The following is a 26,330-nucleotide window of genomic DNA, read 5'->3' as shown; positions in this document are numbered from 1 at the left end:
ATATCAGTCGAACCTGTAGGCTTTCTTGACCAGATTATAGGTCAGGTCCTTCGCCACCTCCGCGGCCTCGTCCTCGCCGAGGCGGTGCTCGGCGACGAGTTGGGCCAGAAAGCGGCAGTCGATGCGGCGGGCGACATCGTGGCGCGCCGGGATCGACAGGAAGGCGCGGGTGTCGTCATTGAAGCCAACGGTGTTGTAGAAGCCGGCGGTCTCGGTCACCTGGTGACGGAAGCGCAGCATGCCTTCGGGTGAGTCGTGGAACCACCAGGGCGGACCGAGACGGAGGCAGGGATAGTGCCCGGCCAGCGTCGCCAGCTCGCGCGAATAGACCGTCTCGTCGAGGGTAAAGAGAATGACTGTCAGGGCCGGTTCATTGCCGTATCTGTCGAGCAGCGGCTTGAGGGCATGGACATAGTCTGTCTGCAGAGGAATGTCCGCGCCCTTGTCCGCGCCGAACTTGTCGAACAATCGGGCATTATGGTTGCGGAACGAGCCGGCATGGATTTGCATGGTCAGCCCGTCTTCAAGGCTCATGCCGGCCATCTCGGTCAGCATCTGGCCGCGGAACAGCTCCGCTTCGGCAGGGGTCGCCTTGCCGCTGCGGACCGTCTCCCACAAGGCTTCGCAGGCTGCCCGGTCGAAGTTCGCCGTGTTGGCGGTGACATGGCCATGGTCTGTGGCGGTCGCGCCATGTTCCTTGAAGAAGGCACGGCGGTTGCGCAAGGCGGCAAGATAGCCGTCCCAGATCGTAATGTCTTCGCCAGTGATCTCGCCCAGTCTTTCAAGGGCGCCGGCAAAGCCGGCCTTTTCCGGGTCAACGACATCGTCGGGCCTGAAGGTCGTGACGACGCGGGAGAGATAGCCGTCCTTCTTCATGCTGGCATGGTGGGTCAGCGGATCCGTCGCCATCTCGGTGGTCGCGATCTTCTCGATATTGAACCGGTCCATCAGGGCACGCGGGCGGAAAGCGTCTGTCTTCAGCTGCTCGTCGATGACGTCGTAATAATGGTCCGCCGTCTCGGCCGAGAGCTGCACGTCCAGGTCAAACACGGTCGCGAACACATAGTCGAGCCAGCCGCGCGACGGCGTGCCGCGGAACAGGGGATAATGCTCTGCAAAAAGGCGCCAGATCTTGCGCGGGTCCTGCTCGGTCCAGCCGCCATCCTGGCGCGGAACACCGAGATTCTCCAGCGTCACGCCCTGCGAATAGAGCATGCGAAACACATAATGGTCCGGGGTGATGAACAGGTGCGCCGGGTCGGGGAAGTTGTCGTTCGTGGCAAACCACTCCGGGTCCGTATGCCCGTGCGGGGAAATGATCGGCAGGTCCCTGATCTGCTCATACAGGCCCGCCGCAATCTCCCGCTGGACAGAATCCGACGAGAACAGGCGATGCGGGTGAAGGGTCAGTTTCTGTTTCATTGATGGTCTGCTTTTCACATCCTTTGAAGCGTTGGCGCATGCTAGTTGCCCGGCATAGCGCAGGCAACACGCTGTCGGCAAGAATTACGGCCAAATCCCGCAATCGAAGGCAAAAGGTCCGGGCTGACACGGTCATGGCCGGCTTTCAAGCGCGATAATGAAAGCGTGCCGTGCCTCCCCGGCCTATGGTCATTTCCGGGACGGCGTTTTATAGTGCCCGAAAGGCGACGTGAAGCCGCCGGCAAAGACCGTCTCTGGGGTGGAACATTCCGATGCAGGAAAACTGGAATGCCGTTGGCATGACCGGCCTGATACCGGTTGTTGCAGCCTGCCATGAGGCTGCTGCGGCCGGCCATGACGCCGACGCGCCAACACGACCTACAGACAACGCACGGCATACTGAATAAAGGGAAGGAAACACCATGAAGATTAGGACGATATTGCTCGCGGGTACCGCGATGCTTGCGATGGCGGCCTGTGCCAGCGCCGAAACCGGCGCCCGCGGCACTGCCGTCGCCGGCAAGACGATGGGCACCGTTACGGAAACCGACACGGGCTTCGTGCTGCGCCCGGCGACCGGCGATGCGGAAGAGGTCCGCCTGTCCGTCATCGCCAGCGATATCATCCATGTCGAGGTTACGCCGAAGGGCGGCACGCCGCGCGAAGAGAGCCTTGCCGCCGTGGCGCAGGCCGACGGGAGCGTGGCTTTCGACCTCGGCATCACCAATGGTTTGGTCACTTTAGACACCGGTGACATCCAGGCGCTGATCATGCGCGATACCGGCCAGATCGAATTCCTCGACAGCGATGGCAATACGTTGCTGAAGGAAAATGATCGCGGTTCCTTCGTCGCCATTGACGATCCGGCGATCGAGATGGATGGCGAGGAGCTGTTCCGCGTGCGCCAGACCTTCAACCAGGGCACGGATGAAGGCTTTTACGGTCTCGGCCAGCACCAGAATGCGCAGTACAATCTGAACGGCGAGGATGTCGAGCTCGCCCAGCACAATATTTCCATCGCCAATCCGTTTATCGTCTCCAGCCGCAATTACGGCGTGCTGTGGGACAATTACTCGATCACTAAAATCGGCGATGCCCGCGAATACCAGCCGATTACCGGCTCCCTGACGGTACGCAATGCCGCCGGCGAAGAGGGCGGCCTGACGGCGACCTATTTCAGGGACGACGAAGTGCTGCTGGCCCAGACCGAGGCCGATATCGACTACCAGTACCTGCCGGCTGACCAGTATGTGCGCGGCAATGCCGACCGCGATCCCTATCCGGCGGCCGTGCACGACGCGCTGGGCGAGGAAGCCGATCCGACACTGATCACCTGGGAAGGCACGATCGAGGCCGATGAAAGCGGCGCCCACAAGTTCCGCCTTTACGGCTCGTCCTATATGAAGATCTATGTCGATGGCGAGCTGGTGCTCGATCGCTGGCGCCAGAACTGGAACCCGTGGTATCATAATTTCACCGTCGACATGACCGCCGGGATGCCGCGCGACATCCGCGTCGAGTGGGAGCCGGTCGGCGGCTATCTGCGCCTGCTGCATCTAGATCCTCTGCCTGCGGAGGAACAGAACCAGCTATCGTTCTCGTCGGAGGCAGGTCACGCCATCGATTATTATTTCGTTGCGGGTGAGGATATCGACGACGTCATCTCCGGCTATCGCACCGTCACCGGCAAGGCGGTGATGCTGCCGAAATGGGCCTATGGCTTCTGGCAGTCGCGCGAGCGCTACAAGACCCAGGACGAACTGGTCGAGGCGCTGGCCGAATATCGCAGGAGAGAAATTCCCATAGACAACATCGTTCTCGACTGGAATTACTGGCCGGAAGATGCCTGGGGCAGCCATGATTTCGATCTCGAGCGCTTCCCGGATGCCGAAGGCATGATCGACCAGGTCCATGACATGAATGCCCAGATCATGGTCTCCGTCTGGCCGAAATTCTATCCGACGACGGACAACTACAAGGAGCTGGACGAAGCCGGCTACATGTATCAGCGCCCGATCGAGATGCAATCGCTAGACTGGATCGGCGCAGGATACCTCAATTCCTTCTACGATCCCTATTCCGGAGACGCGCGGGAGATCTTCTGGCGCCAGATGGAAGAGAAGCTGGCGACCATCGGCTTCGACGCCTGGTGGATGGATGCGACCGAGCCGGACACCCATTCCAACCTGTCGATCGAGGAACGCAAGCTGCGCACCGGTCCGACGGCCTTGGGCTCGTCCACGGAATATTTCAACACCTATGCACTCGCCAATGCCCAGGCCGTCTATGAAGGCGAGCGCGAATTCGATCCGAATGATCGCACCTTCATCCTGACGCGGTCAGGGTTTGCCGGCATCCAGCGCTATGGTGCGGCGATCTGGTCCGGCGATGTCGTCTCGCGCTGGGACGATCTGCGCGACCAGATCCATGCCGGTATCGGCGTTGGCCTGTCGGGCATTCCCAACTGGACCCATGACATTGGCGGCTTCTCGGTCGAGAACCGCTATGCCAATGAGGATCCGGCGCATCTGCCGGAATGGCGCGAGCTGAACCTGCGCTGGTTCCAGTTCGGTGCGTTCTCGCCGATCTTCCGCAGCCACGGCCAGTATCCGTTCCGCGAGATCTACAACATCTCGCCGGAAGGCCACCCGGTCTATGAGTCCATGGTCTGGTACGACAGGCTGCGCTATCGCCTGATGCCCTATATCTATACCGCGGCAGCGGACATGTATCACGACGACTACACGCTGATGCGCGGCCTTGTCATGGACTTCACCGATGACGAGATGGCACGCAATGTCGGCGATCAATACATGTTCGGCGACGCCTTCCTCGTCGCCCCTGTCTATGAGTACAAGGCGCGTACGCGCGAGGTCTATCTGCCCGAGGGCGCGGACTGGTACTCTTTCTACTGGGGCGAGAAATTCTCGGGCGGTCAGACGGTCACCGCGGCGGCGCCGCTTCAGCGCATGCCGCTCTTCGTCAAGGCCGGCTCAATCGTCCCGAGCGGGCCGGAGATCGAGTATACGGGGCAGGACACGGGCAATGAGCTGACCGTCACCGTCTATACCGGCGCCAATGGCGCCTTCTCCCTCTACGAGGATGATGGCGACACCTACGACTACAAGGATGGCCAGTATTCCCGCATCCCGATGACATGGAACGAGGAAGACCGTACCCTGACCATCGGTCAGCGCCAGGGTGGCTTCCCGGGCATGGCCGGTAGCAAGCAGATCTCGGTCCGCTTCATTTCAGAGGCGATCGCCGGGGCGGATGATTTCGATGCCCATATCGCCACCACCATCACCTATGATGGCGCGCCGACCATGGTCACGCTCGAACAATAGCGATAACGGGCTGAAGGACCTTACATCAGGTCCTTCAGCTCGATCGCCGTATCGGCGAGCCGCTCCGGCTCTGCCGACACGCGGATTTCGACCAGCTTACGCCCGAACACGAAATCCTTCGGCGCATTGACGCAGTCGAGGGCACAGACGACTCCCCGCTTCAGATAGATCAGCGAAAAGCTGCGATCTGCAGGATCGCCGCGCAGAACATGGGCATCATGGCCGGTGGCAAGCCCTGCCGTCTGCAGCTTCAGATCATACTGGTCCGACCAGAACCACGGCACGGCTTCATAGGGCTGCGGGTTTCCCGTCAGCGCGCGGGCAACGGTCATCGCCATGTCGCTGGCATTCTGGACGGATTCCAGCCGGATCAGCGCATCTTCTCCGTAGATATTGCGATGCGCGGCGCAATCGCCGATCGCGAATATATCCCGCAGGCTGGTGCGGCAGAATGCGTCGACGACGACGCCATTGCCGCCTTTGGCGCCAGCCTCGATCAACGGGCCGACCTCCGGCACGATGCCGATACCGACGATCACCATATCCGCCTCGATCACCGATCCATCGGCCAGGCGCACGCCGGCGGCGCGGCCGTCGCGCTCCTCGATACAGTCGACCAGCACGCTGGTGCGCAGATCGACACCGTGATCGCGATGCTCCTTCTCGAAGAAACGCGCCAGCGGCTCGCCCGCGACACGGGACAGCACATGCGGCTGTGCTTCCAGCAACACGACGTCGCGCTCCAGCTTGCGCAGCACGGCGGCCGCTTCAAGCCCGATATAGCCGCCGCCGATCACGACGACGCGCTTCGTCCGGTCCATCTCGCCCATCATCGCGTTGATGTCCGACAGGGTACGGACGGTGTGAACCCCGGGCAGGTCATAGCCGGCGCAGGTCAGCAGGCGCGGCGTGCCCCCGGTCGCCCAGACAAGAGCGCCATAACCGATAGCCTCGCCATCATCCGTCGCTACCGTCTTGCCCGCCGGATCGACGGCGGTCACCCGCCTGCCGCGCATCAGGGTCAGGCCTTCGGAATCCCAGAAACTTTCCGGCCGCAGCAGGATACGCTCGAAATCCTTCTCGCCAGACAGGTAGTCCTTCGACAGGGGCGGGCGGTGATAGGGCAGGTGCGGCTCGGCGCCGATCACGCCGATAATGCCGCCAAACTTCAGCTTCTGCAGATTGACCGCGAGCTGCGTGCCGCCATGGCCGGCGCCGACGATGAGAATGTCGTAGGACGTCATTAGACTGTCTGCCTTCTGGTCTTCGGTTTCGCGCACTATAGGCGGCTGCGCGGCGGATGCCACTCCCCCGTCAGGGCCGGTCCTGCGCAACCGGTGAGCGCACGATGATCGCTGGTCCGTCCGCGCTCTCGATTATCCGGGCGTGGATGCCATAGACCTCTTCAAGCCGCGCCTCCGTCAGGGTCTCGCTGACAGGCCCGTCGGCGAGGATGCGGCCATCCTTCATCCAGACAAGACGGTCAGCGAAGCGCGCGGCCAGCGCGATATCGTGCAGGATGACGAGCGCACCGCTACCGTCATCGACGTAGCGGCGCAGCAGGCTCATGGTCTGGAACTGGTGGCGCGGATCGAGGGCCGCGACCGGTTCGTCGGCAATCATCAGCGGCGTCCCGGCGGCAAAGGCCCGGGCCAGATGCACCCGCGCCAGCTCGCCGCCGGACAGCGTGTCCGTCGACCGGTTGGCGAGGGGCTGGAGATCGCAGGCGCTCAGCGCCCCGTCGACGGCCTCGGCATCGCGGCCCGTCAGCCGCCCGATGGCGGCGCCATGGGCATAACGGCCGAGGGCGACGACATCGCGCACGGTGGCGGGCCAGGCCAGCGGGCGGATCTGCGGCAGATAGGCAATCATCCGGGCACGGTCGATTGGCGAGAGCGATGTGATCGCCATGCCATCGAGCCGGGATGATCCCGTCTGCGTCTCCACCCCCAGCATCGCCCGCGCCAGCGTCGTCTTGCCTGCCCCGTTCGGGCCGAGCAAGGCGACGAGCTCGCCTTGCCGCAGCGTGACAGACGCCTCTGCCAGGATCGTCCTGCCGCCGGCGGCGACGCTCAGGTTGCTTGCGACGAGCTCAGCCATGGGCGCGCCTCCGCATCGCGATCCAGACAAAGGCCGGCGCGCCGATCAGGGCCGCGACGACGCCGAGTTTCAGCTCACTGGTAGTCGGCAACAGGCGCACGGCGATATCGGCAAGCACCAGAATGACGCCGCCAAGCAGGCCGGACGGTAGCAGGCTGCGGGCCGGGTCATGGCCTGTCAGCGGGCGGACGAGATGCGGTGCGACGATACCGATGAAGCCGATGCCGCCGGCAATGGCGACCGCCGCGCCGGTGGCAAGACCGGTCCCGGCGATGACGGCAAGGCGCTGGCGCCGCAGGTCGAGACCGATGCCATGGGCCGCTTCCTCACCGAGCGTCAGGGCGGAGAGGCCGCGCTTCGTGGCGAATAGCAGTGCTAGCCCGGCGATCATGAAGGGCGCAGCAAGGGCGATGTCATCGAGCCCGCGATTGGCGACTGACCCGAGCATCCAGTTGATCATGTCGGACAGGGAGAATGGGTTCGGCGCGAAATTCATCAGCAGTGACATCAGCGCCCCGGCGAAGCTCGCCATGCCGACACCGATCAGGATCAGCGTCACCATGTGCCGTATGCGGATCGCCGCCATGGCGATGAACGCGGTGGCGGCAAGCGCCCCGGCGATTGCGCTCAGCGGCAGCACCCAGACCGACAGGGCGGTCAGGCCGTAGTAAAGCGAGAAGGTCGCCCCCAGCGAGGCGGTGGCGGTGACGCCAAGTACGCCGGGTTCGGCCAGCGGGTTCCGCAGCAATCCCTGCAGCGCCGCCCCGCTGATCGCCAGCGCAGCGCCAACCACATAGGCGGCGAGCGCCCGGGGCAGGCGGATCTGCCAGACGATGATCGCATCGCCGGCCGCGCCACCCCCGACCAGCGCGGAGAGCACACGGGGAACCGCCATCGGCGTCGAGCCGAGAAAGCAGGCCGCCAACAGCACGGCGATGCTGGCAACGAGGAGAGACGGGAGGAGCCAGCGGGTCATGCATCGTCTCCAGAGGGGGCGCCACCATCCGGCGCTTCTGCCAGCGCCTCGATCGCCTCGATCAGGAACCAGCCGCCACAGGCGGTCCAGGCGCTGTCGAGGCGCACGACCGGACGCTCGCGCAATTGCCGCCGCGCAACAGGGTGACCGCTGGCGCTCCACGCATCCATGTAGCCCGTCCCCGTCTCGTAAAAGGCGCTGGCGACAAGATCGGGCTGTTCCTGCGCCAGCCGCTCCAGCGGCAATGCATGCCAGCCGGGGCGGGTCTCGAAATTGACAAGGCCTGCGGCGGCAAACATCTCGTCGATCATGGTGCCGGGCCCGGTGGTGACCCCGCCGGAGGTCATGTAGAGGACGGTTCTGGGCTTCGCCTGCGGAACGATGGCATTGAGCCGGGCGCGATAGTCGCGGCTGATTTCCGCGCCCTTTTCCTCCGCCTGCAGATCGGCCGATGCCTGTTCCAGCACAGCCGGCACATCGGCCAGCGTCGCGGCGTAACCGATCTGCACGACCGGTATGCCGGCTTTCTCGAAGGATTCGGCAGCCTGCGGCCCGCCGCCATAGCTGCGCACGATCAGGTCAGGCTTCAGGGCAAGCACGTCCTCCGCGACCGGGCGCACCTTGGCGAGCCCCGAGGCTTCCTCGCGCAGATAGGAATAATCCTCTTCGGCGTATGGCGAGAGCGCGAGGATATCCTCGCGCCCGGCCAGCGCCAGCACATATTGGTCGGCGCAATAATCGAGGCTGACGATCCGGCGCGGGGCCTCGCTCTCTCCCGGGCTCGCTGCCTCGTCCGCCGGGGCGGCACAGGCAGCAAGCGAGACAGCGATGATCGTCAGCCTCTTGATCATGTCAGAGCCTTACCCTGATCCCGGCCGATCCGGAAAGACCCGGAGTGCCATAACCGAGCAGCTGCTGGTAATCGGCATCGAACAGGTTCTCGACCCGGCCATACAGCTCCAGCGTCTCGCTCAGATCATAGGCGCCGTTCAGGTCGACCCGCGTCCAGCCATCGACCGGACCGGTCGAATCCATCTGCTCGCCGGTATGGCGCAGATCGACGCTGCCGGAGAACGGCCCCTCCGGATCGATGCCGGCGCGCAGTGTCGCGCTATGGGGCGGCACACGGATCAGCTCGTTGCCGTCACCATCCTCGGCTTCGATATAGGCATAGGTCCCGCCGAGACTGAGCCAGCCGGTCAGGCGATACTCCCCCGCCAGCTCGATGCCGCGTGACGTCGCCTCCGCGATATTCTCATAGCGCCCGATATTGAAGGTGATGAGATTTTCCGTGTCTTGCGCGAATACGCTGACACTTGCCGAACCGCGACCGCCAGGCGTGCGCAGGTCGACCCCGATATCGACCCCTTCGGATGTCTCGGGTGCCAGGTCCATTGCCGGTTCCGTCAGGCCGCAGCATAGAAAAGTCGTCTGGAACAGGGTCGGTGCCTTGAAGCCCTGGCCCCAGCTTGCCCGCATAGTCACTGTCTCGCGCGGTGTCCAGGCCACGGCGGCGCGGCCCGTCGTCTCCGCGCCGAAGCGATCGTGATCGTCATTGCGCAGGCCTGCCGTCAGGGTCAGGCTGTCGATGGGCTTGAGCTCATAGAGCGCGAACAGGCCGGTGATCGAGGTCTCGTCACCGTCAGCACGCGTCTCTTCCTGCTCTGCCCCGAAGGCGAGTGTGCTCTTCGCATCGATTGTCAGCGTGCCCTGATAGCGCAACAGGCTGCGTTCGCCTTTGGCGGAGAAGCTTTCGGCCCCGGCGGTAAAATTCACCCGCTCGATGTCGGCGAACCCGGCGACGAGCTGGTTTTCCAGCTTGCCGTCGAACAGCGGCACGGAGAGGGAGACATTGCCGGAAAACTCTTCCGTCTCGCTCGTCTCGCCGCCATCGCCGACATTGCCCTCGGCCCCGAACACGAAGCTGTCGAATTCCGTCCCGGCATCGGTATAGAGCAGCGTTACATCGAGGCGCGCCGCCGCCGGCAGGTTCAGCCCGCCGCGCGCGGCAAGGGTCGTCATCTCATAGCCGTCGTCCTCGGTGTTGCCATTGTCCTCGTCGGCCTTGGAGATACCGTCCGTATCCGTCCTGCTAGCTGACAGGCGGAAATCGCCCGTTTCATTCGCGCCGGTCACGGCAGCCCCGCCGCGCCGTGTGTCGAAGGAGCCGACCTCGCCGAACAGGGTGGCGCCAAGGCCGTCTTGCGGGCGTTTGGTGATGATGTTGACCACCCCCCCGATGGCATCCGTGCCCCACAGGGTCGATTGCGGGCCTTTCAGGATCTCGATCCGCGCGATCTGGTCGGAGTCGAGGCGGGCGAAATCATAGCCGCCGCCGGGCGCTGACGGATCGTTGACCGCCACGCCGTCGATCAGCACCAGGGTCTGTTCGCTGCCGGCGCCGCGGATGCGCACGCTCGCAGCGCCGCCATAGCCGCCATTCTGGTTCACGGTCACGCCCGGCGCCGTCGCCAGCGCGTCGACCACGAACGTATATTGCGACAGGATCTCTTCTGTAATGATCGCCACCGACGAGCCGTTCTCGGTGACACGTTGGTCGAGGCGCGTGCCCTCGACGATGATTTCATCCTTGCCCGCATCATCCTGCGCACAAGCCGGCAAGGCTATGGCGGGAAGGGTAGATAGAAGGCTGGCGGTACTGGCCAGAAGCAATAGTCGTTTCATGTCTCGTTCCTTTTTCCGACCCGGCCTGCCGCAACCGGAAAGGAGCAATGACAAAAGCCGCGCACAGCGAGTGCACGGCGGCAGAGCTCGATTTTCGATTGTCGTTGCAGAGAAAAGAGACTTTCCCGTACGCGAATGGCTGGACCCGGCCCCGGCACGAACGACGCGATGGCAGGTTTCCTGACTCACCGATCAATGCTTACGGCCGCCTTCCCGGCGCATGGCGCGCCAGTGACATATTGGCCGTCAGCTCCCGGCTGACAGTTGCGGGCACAGTCCCGGATTCGCACCGGGTTCCCTCTTAGCGCCGTGTTACCGGAGCACCATCTGGGACCAGTCTATGCAGAAGGGCGGCTTCATTGTCAATAAATGGCGTTGTCAATGAAGCCGCCGGACATGGAGAGCGAAGCGCTACGCCGCGCTGGTCAGCCGCTCGCGCTTGTGCGGCGCGTCGAAATCCATGGCCGGGCCGACAGGCACCACACCGGTCGGATTGACCATGTCGTGGCTCTCGTAGTAATGGCGTTTGGCATGCTCGAGATTGGTCGTCTCCGCAATGCCCGGCCACTGATACAGGTCACGGGTGTACCCCCACAGGTTTGGATAATCTGTCAGTTTGCGGATATTACACTTGAAGTGCCCGAAATAGACCGGATCGAACCTGTAAAGCGTCGGGAACAGGCGCCAGTCCGCTTCGGTCGGCTGATCGCCGGTCAGGAAGCGTTGGCGTGACAGACGATCCTCGAGGAAATTCATCGTGTCGAACAGCGGCTCGACCGCTTCCTCATAGGCGTCCTGTCTTGTCGCGAAGCCGGACTTGTAGACGCCATTATTCAATGTGTCATAAATGCGATCGTTCAGGGCGTCGATCTCGCTGCGCCTGTCTTCCGGGTAATAATCGCCTTGCGTTGCACCCACATCATCAAACGCATCGTTGAACATGCGGACGATGTCTGCGGATTCATTGGAGACGATCGTCTGCTGCTCCTTGTCCCAGATGACCGGGACGGTGACCCGGCCGGAATAGCCGGGGTCGGCCTTCAGATAGACCTGATAGAAAAAGTCGCTGTCGAACAGCTTGTCGCCGACAACGCCATCATCGTCCTGTTTGAACGTCCAGCCGTTCTCCTTCATCAGCCAGTGGACGACGGAAATGTCGATCATCTCCTCGAGCCCTTTCAGGCTGCGATAGATCAGTGTACGGTGCGCCCAGGGACAGGCATAGGAGACATAGAGGTGATAGCGTCCCGGCTCTGCCTTGAAACCGGCCTTGCCATCCGGGCCGGCGCTGCCATCCTTCGTGATCCAGTTGCGGAACTGGCTTTCGGAGCGCTTGAAGCGCCCGCCGGTTTCATCGGTATCGTACCATTTGTCCTGCCATTTGCCGTCGACGAGAAGTCCCATCAGGTCGTCTCCTTCACAGTTTGCATTTACCTCATCAACACAAGATTGGGCCGATCAGTCGCAAACCCAGTCTCGATTCCTCAAATGACTGTTCTGCAAACGCGAAGACACCGGTGCGCAGCGCGTATCAGGCCAGGGTCGCACCGCGCGGTGCGATCAGGCTGCGGCCATAGCCGAGGGCATCCTTGCCCCGCAGCACCAGGATGAACAGCGCAAAAACCCAGCTGATGCACGCGGCAATGAACAGGAACGAGCCCTCCTCCACGATCACGCCATTCTCCCATTCCGTCGGGGTGGCGATGCCGAGCGGCGTGAACAGGTGAAAGGTGATCGCGCCGGTCATCACGCCAAGGGCGATCAGCGCACCCAGCGCCTGCGACAGAGCGGCGAGGCGATTGTCGCCTTTCGTCAGCCACAGGATGACCGGGATCGCGACCAGCAGCACGGCGGCGGCAAGCTCGGCAATGCCGATGATCCACGGGCCCGCCGGGTAGAACAGGCCGATGCCGGACCAGTCGCGCAGGGTGGTGAAGATATGCTCCGGGGTCGGATGGCCGGTAAACTTGAAGCGCAGACTGTCGATGAAGATCGCCGAAATGAACAGGCTGGCGCCGAACAGCGCGATCCGGACGGGTCGGGACGGGGTGGAATGGCTCATGTCTCTCTCCAATAAATGCCCGGTATCACTTTACATTCCCTTGGCTGTCCTGGCGAATCACAAATGATCACGAAACTGGCAATTGACCGCCAAAATCCCGTGTCAGGGAATGGCTCAAGCAGAACATACTGATTTTACGGGAAAATCGGTTGACGGGCGCGCCAAGGGGAGATGAAAGCTGCCATCATGAAGTAGACGCAGGAGCTTTCTCCGGTCCCGCGCTGATCGAGGCAGGCCGGATAAATGCCTAGCGCTGGAAGTCGTAGATGGGGCCGAGATCGAGGATCTGCGTCAGCTCATCCAGCGCCCGGCAATTGTCTTCGTACAGGAACGGATCGCCGAGATCGGCCGGGGCAAGCTGGTCGCGATAATGCCTGACCGCCCATGTCTCCAGCTCGGTGATCCTGTCCTCTGTCAGGATCGCGCCGGTCGAGACCGCAGCCCGTTCGGCTTCGGTCAGCACGATGCGCAGGCGCAGGCAGGCCGGCCCGCCGCCATTTTTCATGCTCTGCTTCAGGTCGAGATAGAACGCCTGGGAGACCGGGTTTGAATTGCTCTCCAGCATGCCGTCGACAAAGGTCTTTGTGCGCGGATTCTCCTCCGCCTCCGTCGGCAGGATCAGTGCCATCGTGCCGTCGGGCAGGGTGACGAGCTGCGAATTGAACAGATAGGAGGTGACCGCATCTTCCAGCGAGACCTCGGCGGCGGGCACCTCGATGAAGACCGGCTCGAAGCCCAGCGGTTCGCATGCCTTGCGGATATCGGCCTGCGTGCGGGCCAGATCCTCGAACGCTTCCTCGTGATAGAACAGGCAGGGGCCATTGGTCACCGAGACGACATCATTATGAAAGGCGCCAGCCTCGATCGCCTTGCGCGACTGGCGGGTGATGATCGTGTTCTCGAAGCGCAGTTTATGGTTCGTCGCGACGGCGTGGCAGACTTCCAGCGCCTGGCGCGGCAGGAATTTCATCCCTTCCAGCTTCTCGAAGGCAGAGCGTCCGTAGACGAACAGTTCAGCGCCTGCCTCGCCATGGGCGGCGGCCAAGCGGCCATGGTTCGCTGCGCCCTCATCGCCCATCGCGCCGCCATAGGGCAGGGGCGCGTGATGGGTGAAGTGCTTGTCATCGGCGAAGATCGCCTTCAAGGCGCGGCCCGTCTGCTCCGCCTCGATCGAGCGGTGAAACATCGAGCCGAGATTGGCGGGCGTGAAATGCACCGTGCCATCCTGCGTATCGGCGCTGGGCGAAACCGTCGCCGCATTGGCGGTCCACATGGACGAGGCCGACGCCGTGTTATACAGGAAAGATGGTGAGGCGGCATGGGCGGCCTCGATCATCTGAGCATCAGAACCGGTAAAGCCGAAGGCCCGCAGGGTCGGCAAATGCGGGCGCAGCTGCGGCGGCAGCACGCCTTGCGTAAGGCCAAGCCTGATCAGGGTACGCATCTTGTCGAGGCCCTGCAGCACCGCCGCGCGCGGGTTCGACACCGCGCCGTAATTGGTCATCGAGGCAAGGTTGCCCATGGACAGGCCGCCATAATTGTGGGTCGGCCCGACCAGCCCGTCGAAATTGATCTCGCTTGCTGTGCTCATGATGTGGTCCTCAGTCGTCGATGCCGGGCGTGACCGCGTCGTCCGTCACCTTGCCTTCGGCGATCAGGCTCGCCATCGGCCAGGCGGCATAGTCGGCGGCATAATAGCCGGCAGGGCGATGATTGCCCGACAGGCCCGGACCGCCGAACGGTGCCGCGCCGGACGCACCGGTGGTCTGGCGGTTCCAGTTGACGATGCCGGCATTGATCTCGTGAATGAAACGCTCGAACAGCGCATGGCTGTCGGAGATCAGCCCGGCGGCGAGGCCAAAGCGGGTATCATTGGCTTCCGCCAGCGCTTCCTCGAAAGTCCTGACACGGATCACCTGAAGCACCGGCCCGAAGATTTCCTCATCCTTGCGGGTCTTGACCTCGGTCACGTCGATCAGGCCGGGGGAGACGAAGGCCGGTCCCTGGTCCGTGATCGTCGCCAGCCGCACCGCCCTGGCGCCGCCGGCGATCAGTTCCTCCTGCGCGTGGATCACCCCGTCGGCGGCCCTGGCCGAGACGAGCGGACCCATGAACGGTTCGGGTTCGGCATCCGGCGCGCCGACGCGGACCTTGCCGAGCAGGCTGTCGAGGGCAGAGATCAGCGCCTCACCCTCCGGGCTGTCCTCAACGATCAGGCGGCGCGCGCAGGTGCAGCGCTGGCCTGAGGTGATATAGGCAGAGCGCAGGATGATCCGCGCCGCCGCCTGCTTGTCTTCCACGTCCCAGGCGATCAACGGGTTGTTGCCGCCCAGCTCCAGCGCCAGGATCTTGTCCGGCTGGCCTGCCAGCGCCTTGTGGATCGCGCGGCCGGCATGAATGCCGCCGGTAAACAGGATGCCCGCGACGCGCTCGTCGGCGATCAACTGCTCGGCGACCTCGCGCCCGCCCTGGACGAGGTTGATCACCCCGGCTGGCAGGCCAGCGGCTTCCCAGCGCTGCAGCGTCTTTTCCGCCACCATGGGCGTCAGCTCGCTCGGCTTGAACACGACCGTGTTCCCGGCCAGCAGCGCCGGAATAATGTGGCCGTTCGGCAAATGGCCCGGAAAGTTGAACGGACCGATCACCGCCATCACGCCATGGGGGCGGTGGGCAAGGCGCATGGTCGCGCCGGCGGCCTCGCCGGTCTTCGTGCCCGTGCGCTCCTCATAGGCCTGTACGGAAATCGCGGCCTTGCCGATCATCGCGCCGGCCTCGGTGCGGGCATCCCATAGCGGCTTGCCGGTCTCATGGGCGATGGCGGCGGCGATCTCCTCCTTGTGTTCTTTCAACTCCTCGACAAAGGCATTGATGACGGCGAGGCGCTCGTCGACGCTCTTCCTTGCCCAGGGCTTGAATGCGGCGCGGGCAGCGGCGATGGCCGCCGCGACGTCATCCGGCCCGGCCATGGTGCCGGTCCAAAGGGTCTCGCCGGTAGCGGGCGCGATGGAGGAAAATTCAGCCCCCGATCCCTTTTTCCACGTGCCGTCGATGAACAGGCTGTCGGTCATGATTTGCGTCCTTTCACGGGCGTGACGAGCACTTCCTCGCCCTCCTTCACGCCCAGTTCACTGATCTGGTCCTGACTGAGGATGATGGTGTCGGCATCGACGGCGTCGACATAGACGCTGATACAGGCAAAATCGCTCATGCCGATCCGGGCGACGAGGGCCGGCATATCCGCCTTGACCTCCGCGCCCTTCTCGACGCGCCGGCGCTCGGCATTGCGGATCGTCGTGATGTTCTCGATCCGCGCCTGCAGGCTCGGCCCTGCATCGAAGATGTCGATCAGGTCTTCATAATGAAAACCCTGGCGCATCAGCAGTTCCATCGCTGGGCGCGAGGAATCATGCGGCTTGCCGATGGCTGCCTGGGCTTCCTTGGGCAAAAGGTCCGCATAGATCGGATATTTCGGCATCAAATCGGCGATGAAGCGGAAATCATTGGCGCTGCGCTTGTCGGCCTCGTCGAATTCCAGGTGAAAGAATTTCCGCGCCACATGCTCCCAGAACGGGAAATTGCCATTCTCGTCGGCCCAGCCGCGAATCTCCGCCATGATCTTGTCGCCGAAGCGGCCCGGGTTCGCGGCCATCAGCATGAAGCGCGAGAAGGACAATAGCCGCCCGACACCGCCGCCGCGCTTGTCCGGATCGACAAACAGCGTGCCGATCTCGGTATAGCCATGGAAATCATTGACCAGCGTCAGCACATTCGCATCCGTGCGCAGTTCCAGTTCCGGCGAATGGCTGGAGATATGCGAGATGCGATAGGAATAGAACGGGCGTTCATGGCCGAGATGGGTGAAGATGCAGGACATCCCTGCCACTTCTCCGTCATCTTCCAGGACGAGGAAGAAAGTCTCGCCTTTCTCGGTCGGGCGTGGGCGGGCGAAGGCCTCCTGCGAGAGATAGATGCGGTGCAGCATCGTGCGCTCCGACTGCGGCACGGTGGTCATGCCGCGGCCGGTCTTGCTTGCCAGCTCCATCAGGGCGGGCAGGTCATTCTGTTCAGCTGGACGAACACGAACCATGCCTTGGGTCTCCTGTCTCAAAACTATTGCGGTGTCAGCCGGTCGGGCCAGGCGGCCTCGCCGGAGGCCAGCATCATCATGACGAGGCTGGCGAGTTTTGCGCGCGGCACGAAACTGTCGATGATCGCATATTCGTCGGGCGAGTGGATCGCCCCGCCGACGACGCCCAGCGTGTCGACATTGGGCAGGCCAGCCGCCGCGAGATTGTTGCCATCGCAGCAGCCGCCGGTCGGCTTCCAGTCGATGCCGATACCGAGATCGGCGCCAGCGGCCCTGACCAGCTCGAACAGGGCGCGGGTGCCGCCCTCATCGGCCTTGACCGGGCGGTGGATGCCGCCATGCAGCTCGACGGCGATATCCGCGCCGAAGCCGCCGGCCGCGATCACGCGGTGGATATTCTCATCGGCCCATTTCAGGTCTTCCGGGCTGCGTCCGCGAATATTCATCCGTACAACGCAAATATCCGGCACGACATTGGTCGCCTGGCCGCCATTGATGACGCCGAGATTGAGCGTCGTGCCCTCGCGCTGGCCGTTCAGATCGTTGATCGCCGCGATCACCCGCGCGGCGCCGACAATGGCGTTGCGGCCAAGATGGAACTCGCGGCCCGCATGGGCCGGCCTGCCGCGCACGGTGAAGGTATAATGCCCGCTGCCTGCACGGGCCCCGGCGAGCGTGCCGTCGGGCAGGGCGGGTTCGAAGACGAGGCCGATATCGGCCCCGCGCGCCTTTTCGGTCAGCGCGGCGGCGGAAGCATGGGAGCCGGTCTCTTCGTCGGAATTCAGCAGCACGTCGATGCCGACAGCCTCCGCGAACGGGCTCTGCTCGAACGCCTTGATCGCTTCCAGCATGACGCAGATACCGCCCTTCATGTCGGCGGTCCCCGGTCCGTGCAGGAAGGCGCCGCGCTCGTCTTTCTTGCGTTTGACCTTCTGGAACGGATGGTCCCTGGGGAACACCGTGTCGAGATGGCCGGTCAGCAGGATGCGACGGTTGGCATCGGGGCGGTTGGAGAAATGGTATGTGCCGCCGCGCGGAATCTCGATGATGTTGCCGCCATCATCGACATGGGTCACCGGGTCCGGCTCGCGATAACTGCTAGTCAGCCCCGCCGCCTCGAAGGCCGGAACGACCGCGTCCGCGACCGTGGCAATGCCGCCGAGATTGCCGCTGCCGCTATTGATACTCGACCAGCCGGTGATCGTCTCGACCATGCGTTCCGTCGCACCGTCGAGGACCGACAGGTGTGTCCTGAAGTCAGTTCTTGCTGTCATGGTCCCTAGTGATAGGCCTTTTATAGGTCTTGGCAATGGCTGCCCGCGGGCACTGACCTAAATGCAGGCTTCAACCCCGGCGGCGTCACGGCGAAGCATTTACTGCCCCTTCCGGGCGATGTCGGGCAATAGTCTGCCCGCGCGGCAACCTTTTCGAAACCGGCGGCGTAACTACCTGTTATCGTGCCAGTATTTTTCAGGGAAAGTTTCAGGGGATCAGGAATGTCGCGTATGATTGGTCATAATATCGCTGTTCGGCTGGCCGCTGCCGGTGCCATGTTCTCTGTTGCCGGCGTGGCGCTGCCGGCTGCGGCGGCCGACGAGCCCGAGGAAATGGCGCGCGCCGCATCGGTGCCGCAGGATTACGCCTTCGCCATCACGCGCAACGGCAATCGCATCGGCGACCATAAGATCGAATTCTCCCGCGATGGCGACGACCTGCATGCCGTGATCAGTATCGATATCGACGTCTCCTTCGGGCCTCTCCCCCTCTATCGCTATGAGCACCGGAACCGGGAGACCTGGCGCGATGGACGGCTTGTCGCCATAGAGACAGAGACAACCGAAAATGGCGATGATTTCGCCGTGTCCGGCATGCTGGAAGGGGACCTGTTTGTCGTCGACGGCATGGAGGGCAGGCTGGAGACGGCGCCCGGCATCGTCCCGACCAGCTATTGGGACATGGATATTGTCCACGCGACAACGCTTCTCGACACCCAGCGCGGCACGCTGATGGAGCAGAACGAGGCGGTCATGACCCGCGACGAGGACCTTGGCGCGGATTGCTACGAGCTGTCCGGCGATCTCGACCTGACCCTGTGCTATGCCGACAAACGCCTGCGCAAACTCGCCTTCGAGTTCGACGGGAGCTACATAGAGTATCAGCCGATCGATCCCGAAAGCTGAGACCGAAAGCCGAGTAATTTCTGATATGCCGACATTCCCGAACAAGACTGCCTGGATCACCGGGGCGAGCTCCGGCATTGGCCGGGCCCTGTCCCTCATCATGGCCCGCAATGGCTGGCGCGTTGCCGCCTCCGCCCGCTCGGAGGACGACCTCGACGCCCTGTCACGCGAGGCGGAGGACCTGAAAGGCGAGATCCTCGCCGTGCCCTGCGATATCACCGACCGCGACAGCATCGCCGCGGCGATGCAAAAGACGCGCGGTGTTTTCCATTCCATCGACGTCGCCGTGCTCAATGCCGGCACCCACAAGCCGGTGCGGGCGAAAAGCTTTTCCGCAGACGATTTCAGGCTGCTGACCGACATCAACCTGATGGGCACGGTCAACTGCATCGAGGCGCTGCTGCCGACGATGATGCGCGACGGGCGCGGCAAGATTTCCGTCGTCGCTTCCGTTGCCGGCTATCGCGGCCTGCCGACCTCCGCCGCCTATGGCATGACCAAGGCCGGGCTGATTAATATGTGCGAGGCGCTGAAGCCGGAACTGGACGAGGCCGGTGTCGACATCCAGGTCATTTGCCCGGGCTTCGTCAAGACGCCCCTGACCGACAAGAACGAGTTCGACATGCCGTTCCTGATGGAGCTGGAAGACGGGGCGCAGGCCATGTATAAAGGCATCTGCAGCGACACTTTCCACGTCACCTTCCCGTGGCAGATGGCATTGCTGACCAAGACGCTCGGCATCCTGCCATCGCCCATCGCCCTGGCGGTGACGAAGAATTTCATGCCGGATGATTAACAGGCACTACAGCGTTTCCCGGTGAAGTGGAAACCGGTTCACCGTCAGGAAACGCGACAAACAAGGAGGCTGGGTCGTTTCAGCGTTTCCACAGAATGCTGAAACGATCTAGTTTGGCAACTCCGATGATTCTGTATGATCGAAATTTAGGAGAAGGACCGTGTGTTACCGGAGTATAAGCCTTTTCAGTTCCTGTGAACGCAAACCCTTAAACCGCATCAGCGATACGGCAATCATTGCAGCACCTGCGATAAGCAATGCGGTTGCTGCCGTGGGATAAAGGTCCAGCGTCGAGCGGAAGTCGCCTGCAAAAAGCCGTGGCAGCAGCAGAGGCATCGCCAATCCGGCTGTCGCCTGTACGCCGCTGGCGATGATGAGTATGGCAGCGTGTGGCCGACTTTTGTCACGGCTCAGATGCCAGAACCAGAATAGATGAGCAACTGCCAGAAGAATGACTGTCGCAAAGAGACCCCTTTGAAACCAGAAGCTGCGTGGCTTCCCAACCGGATTTCCAAAGGCTAACGCCCGTGGATGATCTGTGATTGCCGGCGTATCACCGGCAATATATCCTTCTGCAGCATTGGTCATCGATACGAACCCACGTCCGGTTGCTGGCGCAATGCCACCAGTCGATGATCCACCGAACGCCCAGCCATTGTGAAAAATAATTGTTCCGTGGTCACTGGATTCTGCTATCTGCCATCCAAGCCTGTAAGCTCCCGAGGGTTCACTGAGAATGCGGGCCAATGTGCCGGACGGGAGAAGTCTTTCATCCTCTGTGGCAACGGCAATCAAGAACCGGGCATAATCGTCAGTTGTGGTGAAAAGCCCGCCGGCGGCACCAGCAATGGCTCGATCTCTCTTCAGCGCTACCGGCATGCCAAAAATCATTCGGTGCTGTCCGGCAGAGGCGTGACCTCGGGGAAGCGAATTCATGTTGCTAGCACTAAGTCCTAGCGGGGAAAAAACACTAGCCTCGATGTAATTGGCATAAGTCTCACCGGTCACCGCCTCGATAATCTGGCCAAGCAGGTGGAAATTCAGGTTCGAATACTCGAAGGTATCGCCAGGTTGGTGAACCAGCCGTGTCGCATTGACTATCCGTCTGAACTTGTCGGGGTCTTCCGTTGGTATGTCACCGGCAAGCATGCCGTTGCGCACACCCGATGCCCGGGAAAAGCCGCTTCGGTGGTTTAGGAGATCGCGTACCCTTATGCGGACGGCCAGTTTGGGCTCGTGACCGACAAACCATGGCAAATAGCGCGAGACGGGAGCATCAAGATCAACTTTTCCCTCATGTTCCAGCTGAAGAATGGAAACCGCAGTAACTGGCTTTGTCATTGATGCTGCAGCGAATATCATCTCTGCACTGATTGCATCACCCCTGGTATTGGCCTGCCCAAACGCTCGAGTGGCTTTGATCTCATGCTCATCGATAAGGGTGAATACCACACCGAGACCGCCCGTTTCATTCAGTCGAGACACAGTAAGTTTTTCAACGTCTGCAATCTCGCCGTCGACGGTCTGGTCAGGTTGAGAGGCGATGGCAAATAACGCCACCAAGGTAAGAAGCAACTTGGTCATGGCCACCTGCATTCCCCGTTCAATCTCTCTTCATTATGAAGGTACAGGCAATGCCGGCGGTGGTCTACGAAAATTCTGATGCTGCATTGGCACAGCTATCGGCAATTGGCGCTAGCGCTGTGCTGCCTCTGCATCATTCCGCCGGTTTCTCGCGGGCGGGATAGAGCACATCGCCGGTCTGGGTCTGCGGATTGGCGCGGAACGGCGCCCCCTTGATCAAGGTACGGATCGCCTGCCAGTGGATCGCAGCGACGATCTTGAAATACATCAGCGGGTGCGACAGGAAGGTGCGCAACAGGTTCTTGTCATTGAACGCCTGCGCCGTCCCTGTCTGCACCGCCAGCAATGTGCGTTCGTCGGCCCGGGTCTCGCGGATGGCGATGCTCAGTCTCTCGCCGGGCTCCGCCAGCGTGAAGTGATAGCGGCAATCCATCTCCATCAGCGGCGAGACGTAGAATTCCTTGTCGCAGGCCTGGCGGATCATTTCCCCCGGCGCCCTGTCGGCGTCGACCGGCATCATGTAGCCGCGCCACTGGCCGAACGTGTTGCGCACCTCATAGAGGACCGCGCGCAGCACATCATCCGTGTCATAACAGAACCAGACGGACAGCGGGTTGAAGACGAAGCCGAACAGGCGCGGAAAGCATAACAGCTTGACCCGCCCCGGCGTGAAACCGAACCCGCCTTCGGCCAGCTTTTCCTCGATCCAGGGCCGCAGCGGGCGGCCATCCTTGGCCCCGTGGTCCTTGTCATGGAAACTCATCAGCGCCAGCCGGTTATGGGCAAACCAGCGATGGGCGGCATCAAGCCGCGGCAGCTCGTCGATATCGATCAGCAGCGAGAAGACGCGATAGGCAAAGCGGTGGGAGACAGGCCTGATCCGCCGGTGCGATACCGCGCCGGGATAGATCCTGCTCTCAAGGCCTGTCGTCTCGTTGCTCATCCTACTCAGCGGCATAGACCCCGCGCAAGGGCGGCGCAAGCGGCGCGGCGTTCTCGGCTGACGGGCTCATCTCGGTGATCCTGTCGCTCCACGGCACCGGCGAACCGAGCGCCTTGGCAACGGCAAAGCCCGCCGCCGCGCCATCCTCGTGGAAACCATGGCCGCACCAGGCGCCGCAGAACCAGACGCCGCCGGCGCCCTGTATCTCGCCCAGAGTGCGCTGGCCGCGCAGGGCGGCGCGGGTGAATTGCGGGTGGTCATAGGACCATTCGCCGATCACCTTGGCCGGGTCCGGCTCCTCTAGCGGATTGAGGGTCAGCAGCGCCGGTTCGGCCGTGTTCAGATTCTGCAGCTTGTTCATCCAGTAGGTCAGCGCAACCGGGGAGGGGCCGTCTTCATGGGCCTCGCGCGACGCGATATAGTTCCAGCTCGCCCAGGCCCGCTTGCGGCGCGGCATCTGGTTGATATCCGTGTGCAGAATGGCGCGGTTTTTCTCATAGGCGATACTGCCGAGAACATCTCGTTCGGCGGTGCTCGCCCCGCTGCCGAGGATCGCCAGCGCCTGGTCGGGGTGACAGGCAAAGATCACCTCGTCGAAAGTCGCCTGTTCGAGGATTTCCGCGCCGAAGGAGATGTCGATGCCATCCTCGGTGCGCTGCGCCGAGCGCACCGGGCAGCCCATGGCGATATGGTCTGCGAACAGCCGTGTGATCCTGTCGACATAGCTGCGGCTGCCGCCGCTCACCGTGCGCCATACCGGCCGCGCCTGCAGGTCCATCTCCAGCAAGCGGTGGTTCTGGAAGAAATTGATGAAACTCTCCGCCGGAAACTCGTTCACCTGCTCGACCGGCGTCGACCAGATCGCGCCTGCCATCGGCAGCAAATGGCGATAGCGGAAAGCCGACGAATAGCCGAGGCCTGCAAGCAGCTCGCCGATTGACAGATCCGCTTCCCGCGCCTTCTCCAGATAGGAGGGTGCTTCCTTGTAGAAGCGCATGATGTCGCGGATCATCAGCCAGTGACTGGGGCGCAACAAATTGCGCCGCTGGGCGAACATGCCGGGCATGTCGCCGAAATACTCCGTGTTGCCTTTGCCGATCGACACGGCGAAGGACATGTCGCTCGCCTCGGTGGCAACGCCGGTCGCGTCGAACAGGTGGACGAGATTGGGATAGTTGTGGGTGTTGTAGACGATGAAGCCGGTGTCGACCGCAACCTGCCCGCCGAACCCGTCCGGCATGTCGACCGTATGGGAATGCCCGCCTAACCTGTCGTCCTGTTCGAACAGGGTGATCTCGTGGTCACGATACAGGGCATAGGCAGCGCTGAGCCCCGCAATGCCCGACCCGATAATTGCTATTTTCATCTGACTTTATTGCCTTGCGCGTTATGGCTCGCGAAGAAGCGGCCCTCTACAGTTCGTATACCCGTTGTTACGTTGGCACAAACGGACAAAGAGCCAGCAGATAACGTGGTTGTGAATGGGAGTGAATTTGCACGGGCGGAGTTTCGGTAGATTGTCCCGATGCCTATCCGGGCAAGTTTTACCGAACAGTTCCCTGACGAGAAATTTTTCGAACTCTTTGACGTACCGGCTGTTATCGCACCATTGCGCAGGAAAGGAACACCATGGCTTCTACCGCTTATGCCGAACGCGACTACGTGAAGGACATGATCCGGCAGGCGATGACCGCGCCCCTGCTCGAGCCGGAAGAAGAATATGGTTACGCCGTTCGATGGCGTGACAAGAAATGCGAGAAGTCCCTCGCGAAGCTGACCGAAGCGCACATGCGCATGGCGGTTTCCACCGCCATCAAGTTCCGCGGTTACGGCCTTCCTCTCGCTGACCTGATCCAGGAGGGCGGCATCGGCCTTCTCGAAGCCGCCAAGCGATTCGATCCCGACCGCGAAGTTCGCTTCTGCACCTATGCTGGCTGGTGGATCCGCGCCTCGATGCAGGATTATGTCTTGCGCAACTGGTCGATCGTTCGCATCGGTTCGAAGTCCGCGCACAAGACGATCTTCTTCAATCTCAGCCGCATCCGCTCCATGATCGAGGAAGTCGATCGCGGCAATGGCAATGGCGAGACCCGCGAGACCATCGCCAGGCGGTTCAAGGTCACGGAAGACGATCTCGATTTCATGACCGGCCGTCTGCGCAACAAGGACATGTCTCTCAACGCCACCTTCAACGAGGAAGGCGATACCGAGCGTCAGGATCTGATTCCCGATGAGCGCGACCTGCCCGAAGATGTTGCCAGTTCTTCCATCGACGAGAAGCGCCGCAGCGAATGGTTGCGGTCGGCGATGGACCAGCTCAGCGCCCGGGAGAAGACGATCATCAATGAGCGGTTCTTCAACAGTGATAAAGTAACGCTGTCTCAACTCGGCGTTGATCTTGGCCTGTCGAAGGAGCGCGTCAGACAAATCGAAAAGCAGGCGATCGGCAAGCTCAGAAATACTTTAACATCAGAAGGCCATGCGGCCTATATCGGCCTTGAAAATGCCTAACTTGACTCGTTTAAGGGCGGCACACCGGACCTGGTCTTCTTGTTTTACCGCGGCGATTATGCAACATGTCATGGTAAATGGATTTTCGGGGAACGAATTTCCGGAAAAACCTGTTGCTCATCCAGTCTTGGACTAGCTAAACAGGACTTATTGGTTTAATTGTGCGTTGCGATGCACTACTATGCAGTCACCTTACAGGAGGGGATTATGAAACTTAAACTTGCACTACTGGCGGCCGCTGGCTCCGTAGCGATGGTGTCGGCAGCTTCTGCCCAGGACCAGGGCTATTACGGCGAACTCGGCTTCGGTTACACCTTTTCCAACGACGAAAACGATTTCGAGGATACCGGCAGTGCCGTTCCTTATTCCTTCGTCACGAATTACGACCTCGATGAGTCGCTGAACATCTACGGCGCTTTCGGTAAATATCTGCAGAACGGCCTGCGCGCCGAGCTGGAACTGACCACACGCACTCAGGAAATCGATGAGCTGCCGGGCGATGGCCTTGGCTTTGTCGGCTTTCCGGGCGGCGGCAGCATCGGTGACCTCACCGTCAACACGCTGATGGTCAACGTCTTCAAGGATTTCTACAACGAATCCCGCTTCACCCCGTATCTCGGTGTTGGCGTCGGTGCTGCTTACATCCGTCCGGAAGCAAGCAACTCCTCGATCGTTCCGACGCCGGCTACCGGCCCGGGTCAGCCCTATCTGATCGTCATGGGTGACAAGGACTTCGCCTCGGCCGCTCAGGCGCTTGCCGGTGTTACAATCGACCTGACCAACACGGTCGACGTCGATCTCGGCTACCGCTACCTGGTCACTGATTCCTTCGAATACGGTGCCGCCATCAACGGTCCGGTTACCCCGATCGAAGCTGGCTACCGCGCTCAAGAGCTGACCGCTGGTCTGCGCTGGAACTTCGGTGCTCCGGCACCGGTTGTCGAAGAGCCAGAAGAGCCGCCGGTAACCTACAAGGATTGCTGGGATGGCAGCCGCGTCGTATCGACCGCCTCCTGCCCGCCCGAGCCGGAAATCGTTGAAGACGACGTGATCCCTGATGATCTGGATCTGGTCGTTTACTTCGACTTCGACAAATCGAACCTCAGCGTCGCCGCTCAGGACCTGATCGCCGCCAAGGCTTCTGAAGCCATGGAGTATGACATCTCCGGCGTCACCGTTCAGGGTAACACCGACACGTCCGGTTCTGCTTCCTACAACAACGCCCTGTCCGCTCGCCGGGCCGCCGTTGTTCGTGAAGCGCTGGTTGCCAACGGCATCTCCGGCGGCCTGATCACGACCCAGGCCCTGGGCGAGAGCAACCCCGCCAAGCCGACGGCTGACGGTGTTCGCGAGCCGCTCAACCGCCGTACGGAAGTTCTCTTCGACTTCTAATCGGGTCAAATTCCGATCAAGAAACCGGCGCGGTCCTCCGCGCCGGTTTTTTTGTGCCGCTTTTCAGGATTGCGATATTTCCGCAAGGCCCGGTTTGCTTAATCATGTATTAAGCCGCGCGCTCAAAGCTGCGGGCTATGGCCAGAAAACCGTCTTCCCGTTCCGGTTCGACACCGCGACGGCGTCCTCCTGCGCGGGCGGCGTCCGCGCGGTCGCGCGGCGGTGCAGGCAAAGGCCGCAGTCAG

20 protein-coding genes and 1 riboswitch are annotated in these 26,330 nt (G+C 62.0%); of the genes, 5 read left to right on the top strand and 15 right to left on the bottom strand.

Features of this window, described 5'->3' with window-relative positions:
- Positions 1-3: 3 nt before the first annotated feature.
- Entirely contained in the window at positions 4-1,422 is a 1,419-nt protein-coding gene (uxaC, locus tag IEV88_RS10035; protein ID WP_188158575.1) for a glucuronate isomerase, read from the bottom strand.
- A 422-nt stretch (positions 1,423-1,844) separates the two neighbouring features.
- Here uxaC and IEV88_RS10030 point away from each other — a divergent pair, with 422 nt between their 5' ends.
- The gene (locus IEV88_RS10030; protein WP_188158576.1) at positions 1,845-4,769 is read left to right on the top strand and encodes a TIM-barrel domain-containing protein; all 2,925 of its coding nucleotides are present in this window, start codon (positions 1,845-1,847) and stop codon (positions 4,767-4,769) included.
- A gap of 20 nt (positions 4,770-4,789) precedes the next feature.
- On the opposite strand, the gene IEV88_RS10025 is transcribed toward IEV88_RS10030, so the two are convergent.
- The 11 genes from IEV88_RS10025 to IEV88_RS09975 all read right to left on the bottom strand — a co-directional run bounded on the left by IEV88_RS10025 (position 4,790) and on the right by IEV88_RS09975 (position 17,953).
- The gene (locus IEV88_RS10025) at positions 4,790-6,013 is read right to left on the bottom strand and encodes an NAD(P)/FAD-dependent oxidoreductase (protein WP_188159221.1); all 1,224 of its coding nucleotides are present in this window, start codon (positions 6,011-6,013) and stop codon (positions 4,790-4,792) included.
- Positions 6,014-6,083: 70 nt separating this feature from the next.
- Positions 6,084-6,869 (bottom strand): ABC transporter ATP-binding protein, encoded by a 786-nt coding sequence (locus IEV88_RS10020; RefSeq protein WP_188158577.1) that lies wholly within the window; start codon positions 6,867-6,869, stop codon positions 6,084-6,086.
- On the bottom strand, positions 6,862-7,845 hold the full coding sequence (locus IEV88_RS10015) for a FecCD family ABC transporter permease (RefSeq protein WP_188158578.1): 984 nt from the start codon (positions 7,843-7,845) through the stop codon (positions 6,862-6,864). Before IEV88_RS10015 ends, IEV88_RS10020 begins: the two co-directional genes overlap by 8 nt.
- Positions 7,842-8,696 (bottom strand): ABC transporter substrate-binding protein, encoded by an 855-nt coding sequence (locus tag IEV88_RS10010; RefSeq protein ID WP_194420137.1) that lies wholly within the window; start codon positions 8,694-8,696, stop codon positions 7,842-7,844. Before IEV88_RS10010 ends, IEV88_RS10015 begins: the two co-directional genes overlap by 4 nt.
- 1 nt (position 8,697) lies before the next feature.
- Positions 8,698-10,530 carry a TonB-dependent receptor plug domain-containing protein gene (locus IEV88_RS10005; RefSeq protein WP_188158579.1) on the bottom strand — a complete coding sequence of 611 codons (1,833 nt, stop codon included), beginning with the start codon at positions 10,528-10,530 and terminating at the stop codon, positions 8,698-8,700.
- Between the two features lie 154 nt (positions 10,531-10,684).
- Positions 10,685-10,873: riboswitch (cobalamin riboswitch) on the bottom strand.
- 68 nt (positions 10,874-10,941) lie between these two features.
- Positions 10,942-11,934: a glutathione S-transferase family protein gene (locus tag IEV88_RS10000; RefSeq protein ID WP_188158580.1), complete on the bottom strand. Its 993-nt coding sequence runs from the start codon at positions 11,932-11,934 to the stop codon at positions 10,942-10,944.
- Between the two features lie 127 nt (positions 11,935-12,061).
- The gene (locus tag IEV88_RS09995; RefSeq protein WP_188158581.1) at positions 12,062-12,592 is read right to left on the bottom strand and encodes a hypothetical protein; all 531 of its coding nucleotides are present in this window, start codon (positions 12,590-12,592) and stop codon (positions 12,062-12,064) included.
- 247 nt (positions 12,593-12,839) lie between these two features.
- Positions 12,840-14,183, bottom strand: a complete 1,344-nt coding sequence (gene astB, locus IEV88_RS09990) for an N-succinylarginine dihydrolase (RefSeq protein ID WP_188158582.1) — start codon at positions 14,181-14,183, stop codon at positions 12,840-12,842.
- Positions 14,184-14,193: 10 nt separating this feature from the next.
- Positions 14,194-15,660, bottom strand: a complete 1,467-nt coding sequence (astD, locus tag IEV88_RS09985) for a succinylglutamate-semialdehyde dehydrogenase (RefSeq protein ID WP_188158583.1) — start codon at positions 15,658-15,660, stop codon at positions 14,194-14,196.
- Positions 15,657-16,679: an arginine N-succinyltransferase gene (gene astA, locus IEV88_RS09980; RefSeq protein ID WP_188158584.1), complete on the bottom strand. Its 1,023-nt coding sequence runs from the start codon at positions 16,677-16,679 to the stop codon at positions 15,657-15,659. The genes astD and astA overlap by 4 nt, the downstream gene beginning before the upstream one ends.
- Before the next feature lie 23 nt (positions 16,680-16,702).
- A complete protein-coding gene (locus IEV88_RS09975) occupies positions 16,703-17,953 on the bottom strand; it encodes a hydrolase (protein WP_188158585.1) in 1,251 nt (416 codons plus the stop codon).
- A gap of 222 nt (positions 17,954-18,175) precedes the next feature.
- Between IEV88_RS09975 and IEV88_RS09970 the strand changes: the two genes are divergently transcribed.
- Together IEV88_RS09970 and IEV88_RS09965 are read left to right on the top strand one after the other, a co-directional pair.
- Entirely contained in the window at positions 18,176-18,859 is a 684-nt protein-coding gene (locus IEV88_RS09970) for a DUF6134 family protein (protein WP_188158586.1), read from the top strand.
- A gap of 25 nt (positions 18,860-18,884) precedes the next feature.
- Positions 18,885-19,655 (top strand): SDR family NAD(P)-dependent oxidoreductase, encoded by a 771-nt coding sequence (locus IEV88_RS09965; protein WP_188158587.1) that lies wholly within the window; start codon positions 18,885-18,887, stop codon positions 19,653-19,655.
- A 165-nt stretch (positions 19,656-19,820) separates the two neighbouring features.
- Here the strand turns inward: IEV88_RS09965 and IEV88_RS09960 are convergent, their stop codons facing one another.
- The 3 genes from IEV88_RS09960 to IEV88_RS09950 form a co-directional block, all read right to left on the bottom strand.
- A complete protein-coding gene (locus IEV88_RS09960) occupies positions 19,821-21,239 on the bottom strand; it encodes a serine hydrolase domain-containing protein (protein ID WP_188158588.1) in 1,419 nt (472 codons plus the stop codon).
- A 133-nt stretch (positions 21,240-21,372) separates the two neighbouring features.
- Entirely contained in the window at positions 21,373-22,182 is an 810-nt protein-coding gene (locus tag IEV88_RS09955) for a DUF1365 domain-containing protein (RefSeq protein ID WP_188158589.1), read from the bottom strand.
- Between the two features lies 1 nt (position 22,183).
- Complete coding sequence (locus IEV88_RS09950) at positions 22,184-23,548, bottom strand: NAD(P)/FAD-dependent oxidoreductase (protein ID WP_188158590.1); 1,365 nt, start codon at positions 23,546-23,548, stop codon at positions 22,184-22,186.
- A 263-nt stretch (positions 23,549-23,811) separates the two neighbouring features.
- Here IEV88_RS09950 and IEV88_RS09945 point away from each other — a divergent pair, with 263 nt between their 5' ends.
- Together IEV88_RS09945 and IEV88_RS09940 are read left to right on the top strand one after the other, a co-directional pair.
- A complete protein-coding gene (locus IEV88_RS09945; RefSeq protein WP_188158591.1) occupies positions 23,812-24,693 on the top strand; it encodes an RNA polymerase factor sigma-32 in 882 nt (293 codons plus the stop codon).
- 207 nt (positions 24,694-24,900) lie between these two features.
- Positions 24,901-26,085: an OmpA family protein gene (locus IEV88_RS09940; protein ID WP_188158592.1), complete on the top strand. Its 1,185-nt coding sequence runs from the start codon at positions 24,901-24,903 to the stop codon at positions 26,083-26,085.
- The last annotated feature ends 245 nt before the right edge of the window (positions 26,086-26,330 follow it).

The sequence above is a fragment of the Aquisalinus flavus genome, assembly GCF_014640095.1.
GTDB classification, from domain to species: Bacteria; Pseudomonadota; Alphaproteobacteria; order Caulobacterales; family Parvularculaceae; genus Aquisalinus; species Aquisalinus flavus.
The sequence above is the reverse complement of the archived record's forward strand: the minus strand, read 5'-3'. Positions and strand labels throughout refer to the sequence as shown.

Bases quoted from the DNA above. Each gene is read 5' to 3' on its own strand.
- IEV88_RS09945 (WP_188158591.1), top strand. From the start codon at position 23,812: ATGGCTTCTACCGCTTATGCCGAACGCGACTACGTGAAGGACATGATC.
- IEV88_RS10020 (WP_188158577.1), bottom strand. From the start codon at position 6,869: ATGGCTGAGCTCGTCGCAAGCAACCTGAGCGTCGCCGCCGGCGGCAGG.
- uxaC (WP_188158575.1), bottom strand. From the start codon at position 1,422: ATGAAACAGAAACTGACCCTTCACCCGCATCGCCTGTTCTCGTCGGAT.
- IEV88_RS10030 (WP_188158576.1), top strand. From the start codon at position 1,845: ATGAAGATTAGGACGATATTGCTCGCGGGTACCGCGATGCTTGCGATG.
- IEV88_RS10025 (WP_188159221.1), bottom strand. From the start codon at position 6,013: ATGACGTCCTACGACATTCTCATCGTCGGCGCCGGCCATGGCGGCACG.
- IEV88_RS10010 (WP_194420137.1), bottom strand. From the start codon at position 8,696: ATGATCAAGAGGCTGACGATCATCGCTGTCTCGCTTGCTGCCTGTGCC.
- astB (WP_188158582.1), bottom strand. From the start codon at position 14,183: ATGAGCACAGCAAGCGAGATCAATTTCGACGGGCTGGTCGGGCCGACC.
- IEV88_RS09950 (WP_188158590.1), bottom strand. From the start codon at position 23,548: ATGAAAATAGCAATTATCGGGTCGGGCATTGCGGGGCTCAGCGCTGCC.
- IEV88_RS09995 (WP_188158581.1), bottom strand. From the start codon at position 12,592: ATGAGCCATTCCACCCCGTCCCGACCCGTCCGGATCGCGCTGTTCGGC.
- IEV88_RS10005 (WP_188158579.1), bottom strand. From the start codon at position 10,530: ATGAAACGACTATTGCTTCTGGCCAGTACCGCCAGCCTTCTATCTACC.
- astA (WP_188158584.1), bottom strand. From the start codon at position 16,679: ATGGTTCGTGTTCGTCCAGCTGAACAGAATGACCTGCCCGCCCTGATG.
- IEV88_RS10000 (WP_188158580.1), bottom strand. From the start codon at position 11,934: ATGGGACTTCTCGTCGACGGCAAATGGCAGGACAAATGGTACGATACC.
- IEV88_RS09955 (WP_188158589.1), bottom strand. From the start codon at position 22,182: ATGAGCAACGAGACGACAGGCCTTGAGAGCAGGATCTATCCCGGCGCG.
- IEV88_RS09965 (WP_188158587.1), top strand. From the start codon at position 18,885: ATGCCGACATTCCCGAACAAGACTGCCTGGATCACCGGGGCGAGCTCC.
- IEV88_RS10015 (WP_188158578.1), bottom strand. From the start codon at position 7,845: ATGACCCGCTGGCTCCTCCCGTCTCTCCTCGTTGCCAGCATCGCCGTG.
- IEV88_RS09975 (WP_188158585.1), bottom strand. From the start codon at position 17,953: ATGACAGCAAGAACTGACTTCAGGACACACCTGTCGGTCCTCGACGGT.
- IEV88_RS09960 (WP_188158588.1), bottom strand. From the start codon at position 21,239: ATGACCAAGTTGCTTCTTACCTTGGTGGCGTTATTTGCCATCGCCTCT.
- IEV88_RS09940 (WP_188158592.1), top strand. From the start codon at position 24,901: ATGAAACTTAAACTTGCACTACTGGCGGCCGCTGGCTCCGTAGCGATG.
- IEV88_RS09970 (WP_188158586.1), top strand. From the start codon at position 18,176: ATGTCGCGTATGATTGGTCATAATATCGCTGTTCGGCTGGCCGCTGCC.
- astD (WP_188158583.1), bottom strand. From the start codon at position 15,660: ATGACCGACAGCCTGTTCATCGACGGCACGTGGAAAAAGGGATCGGGG.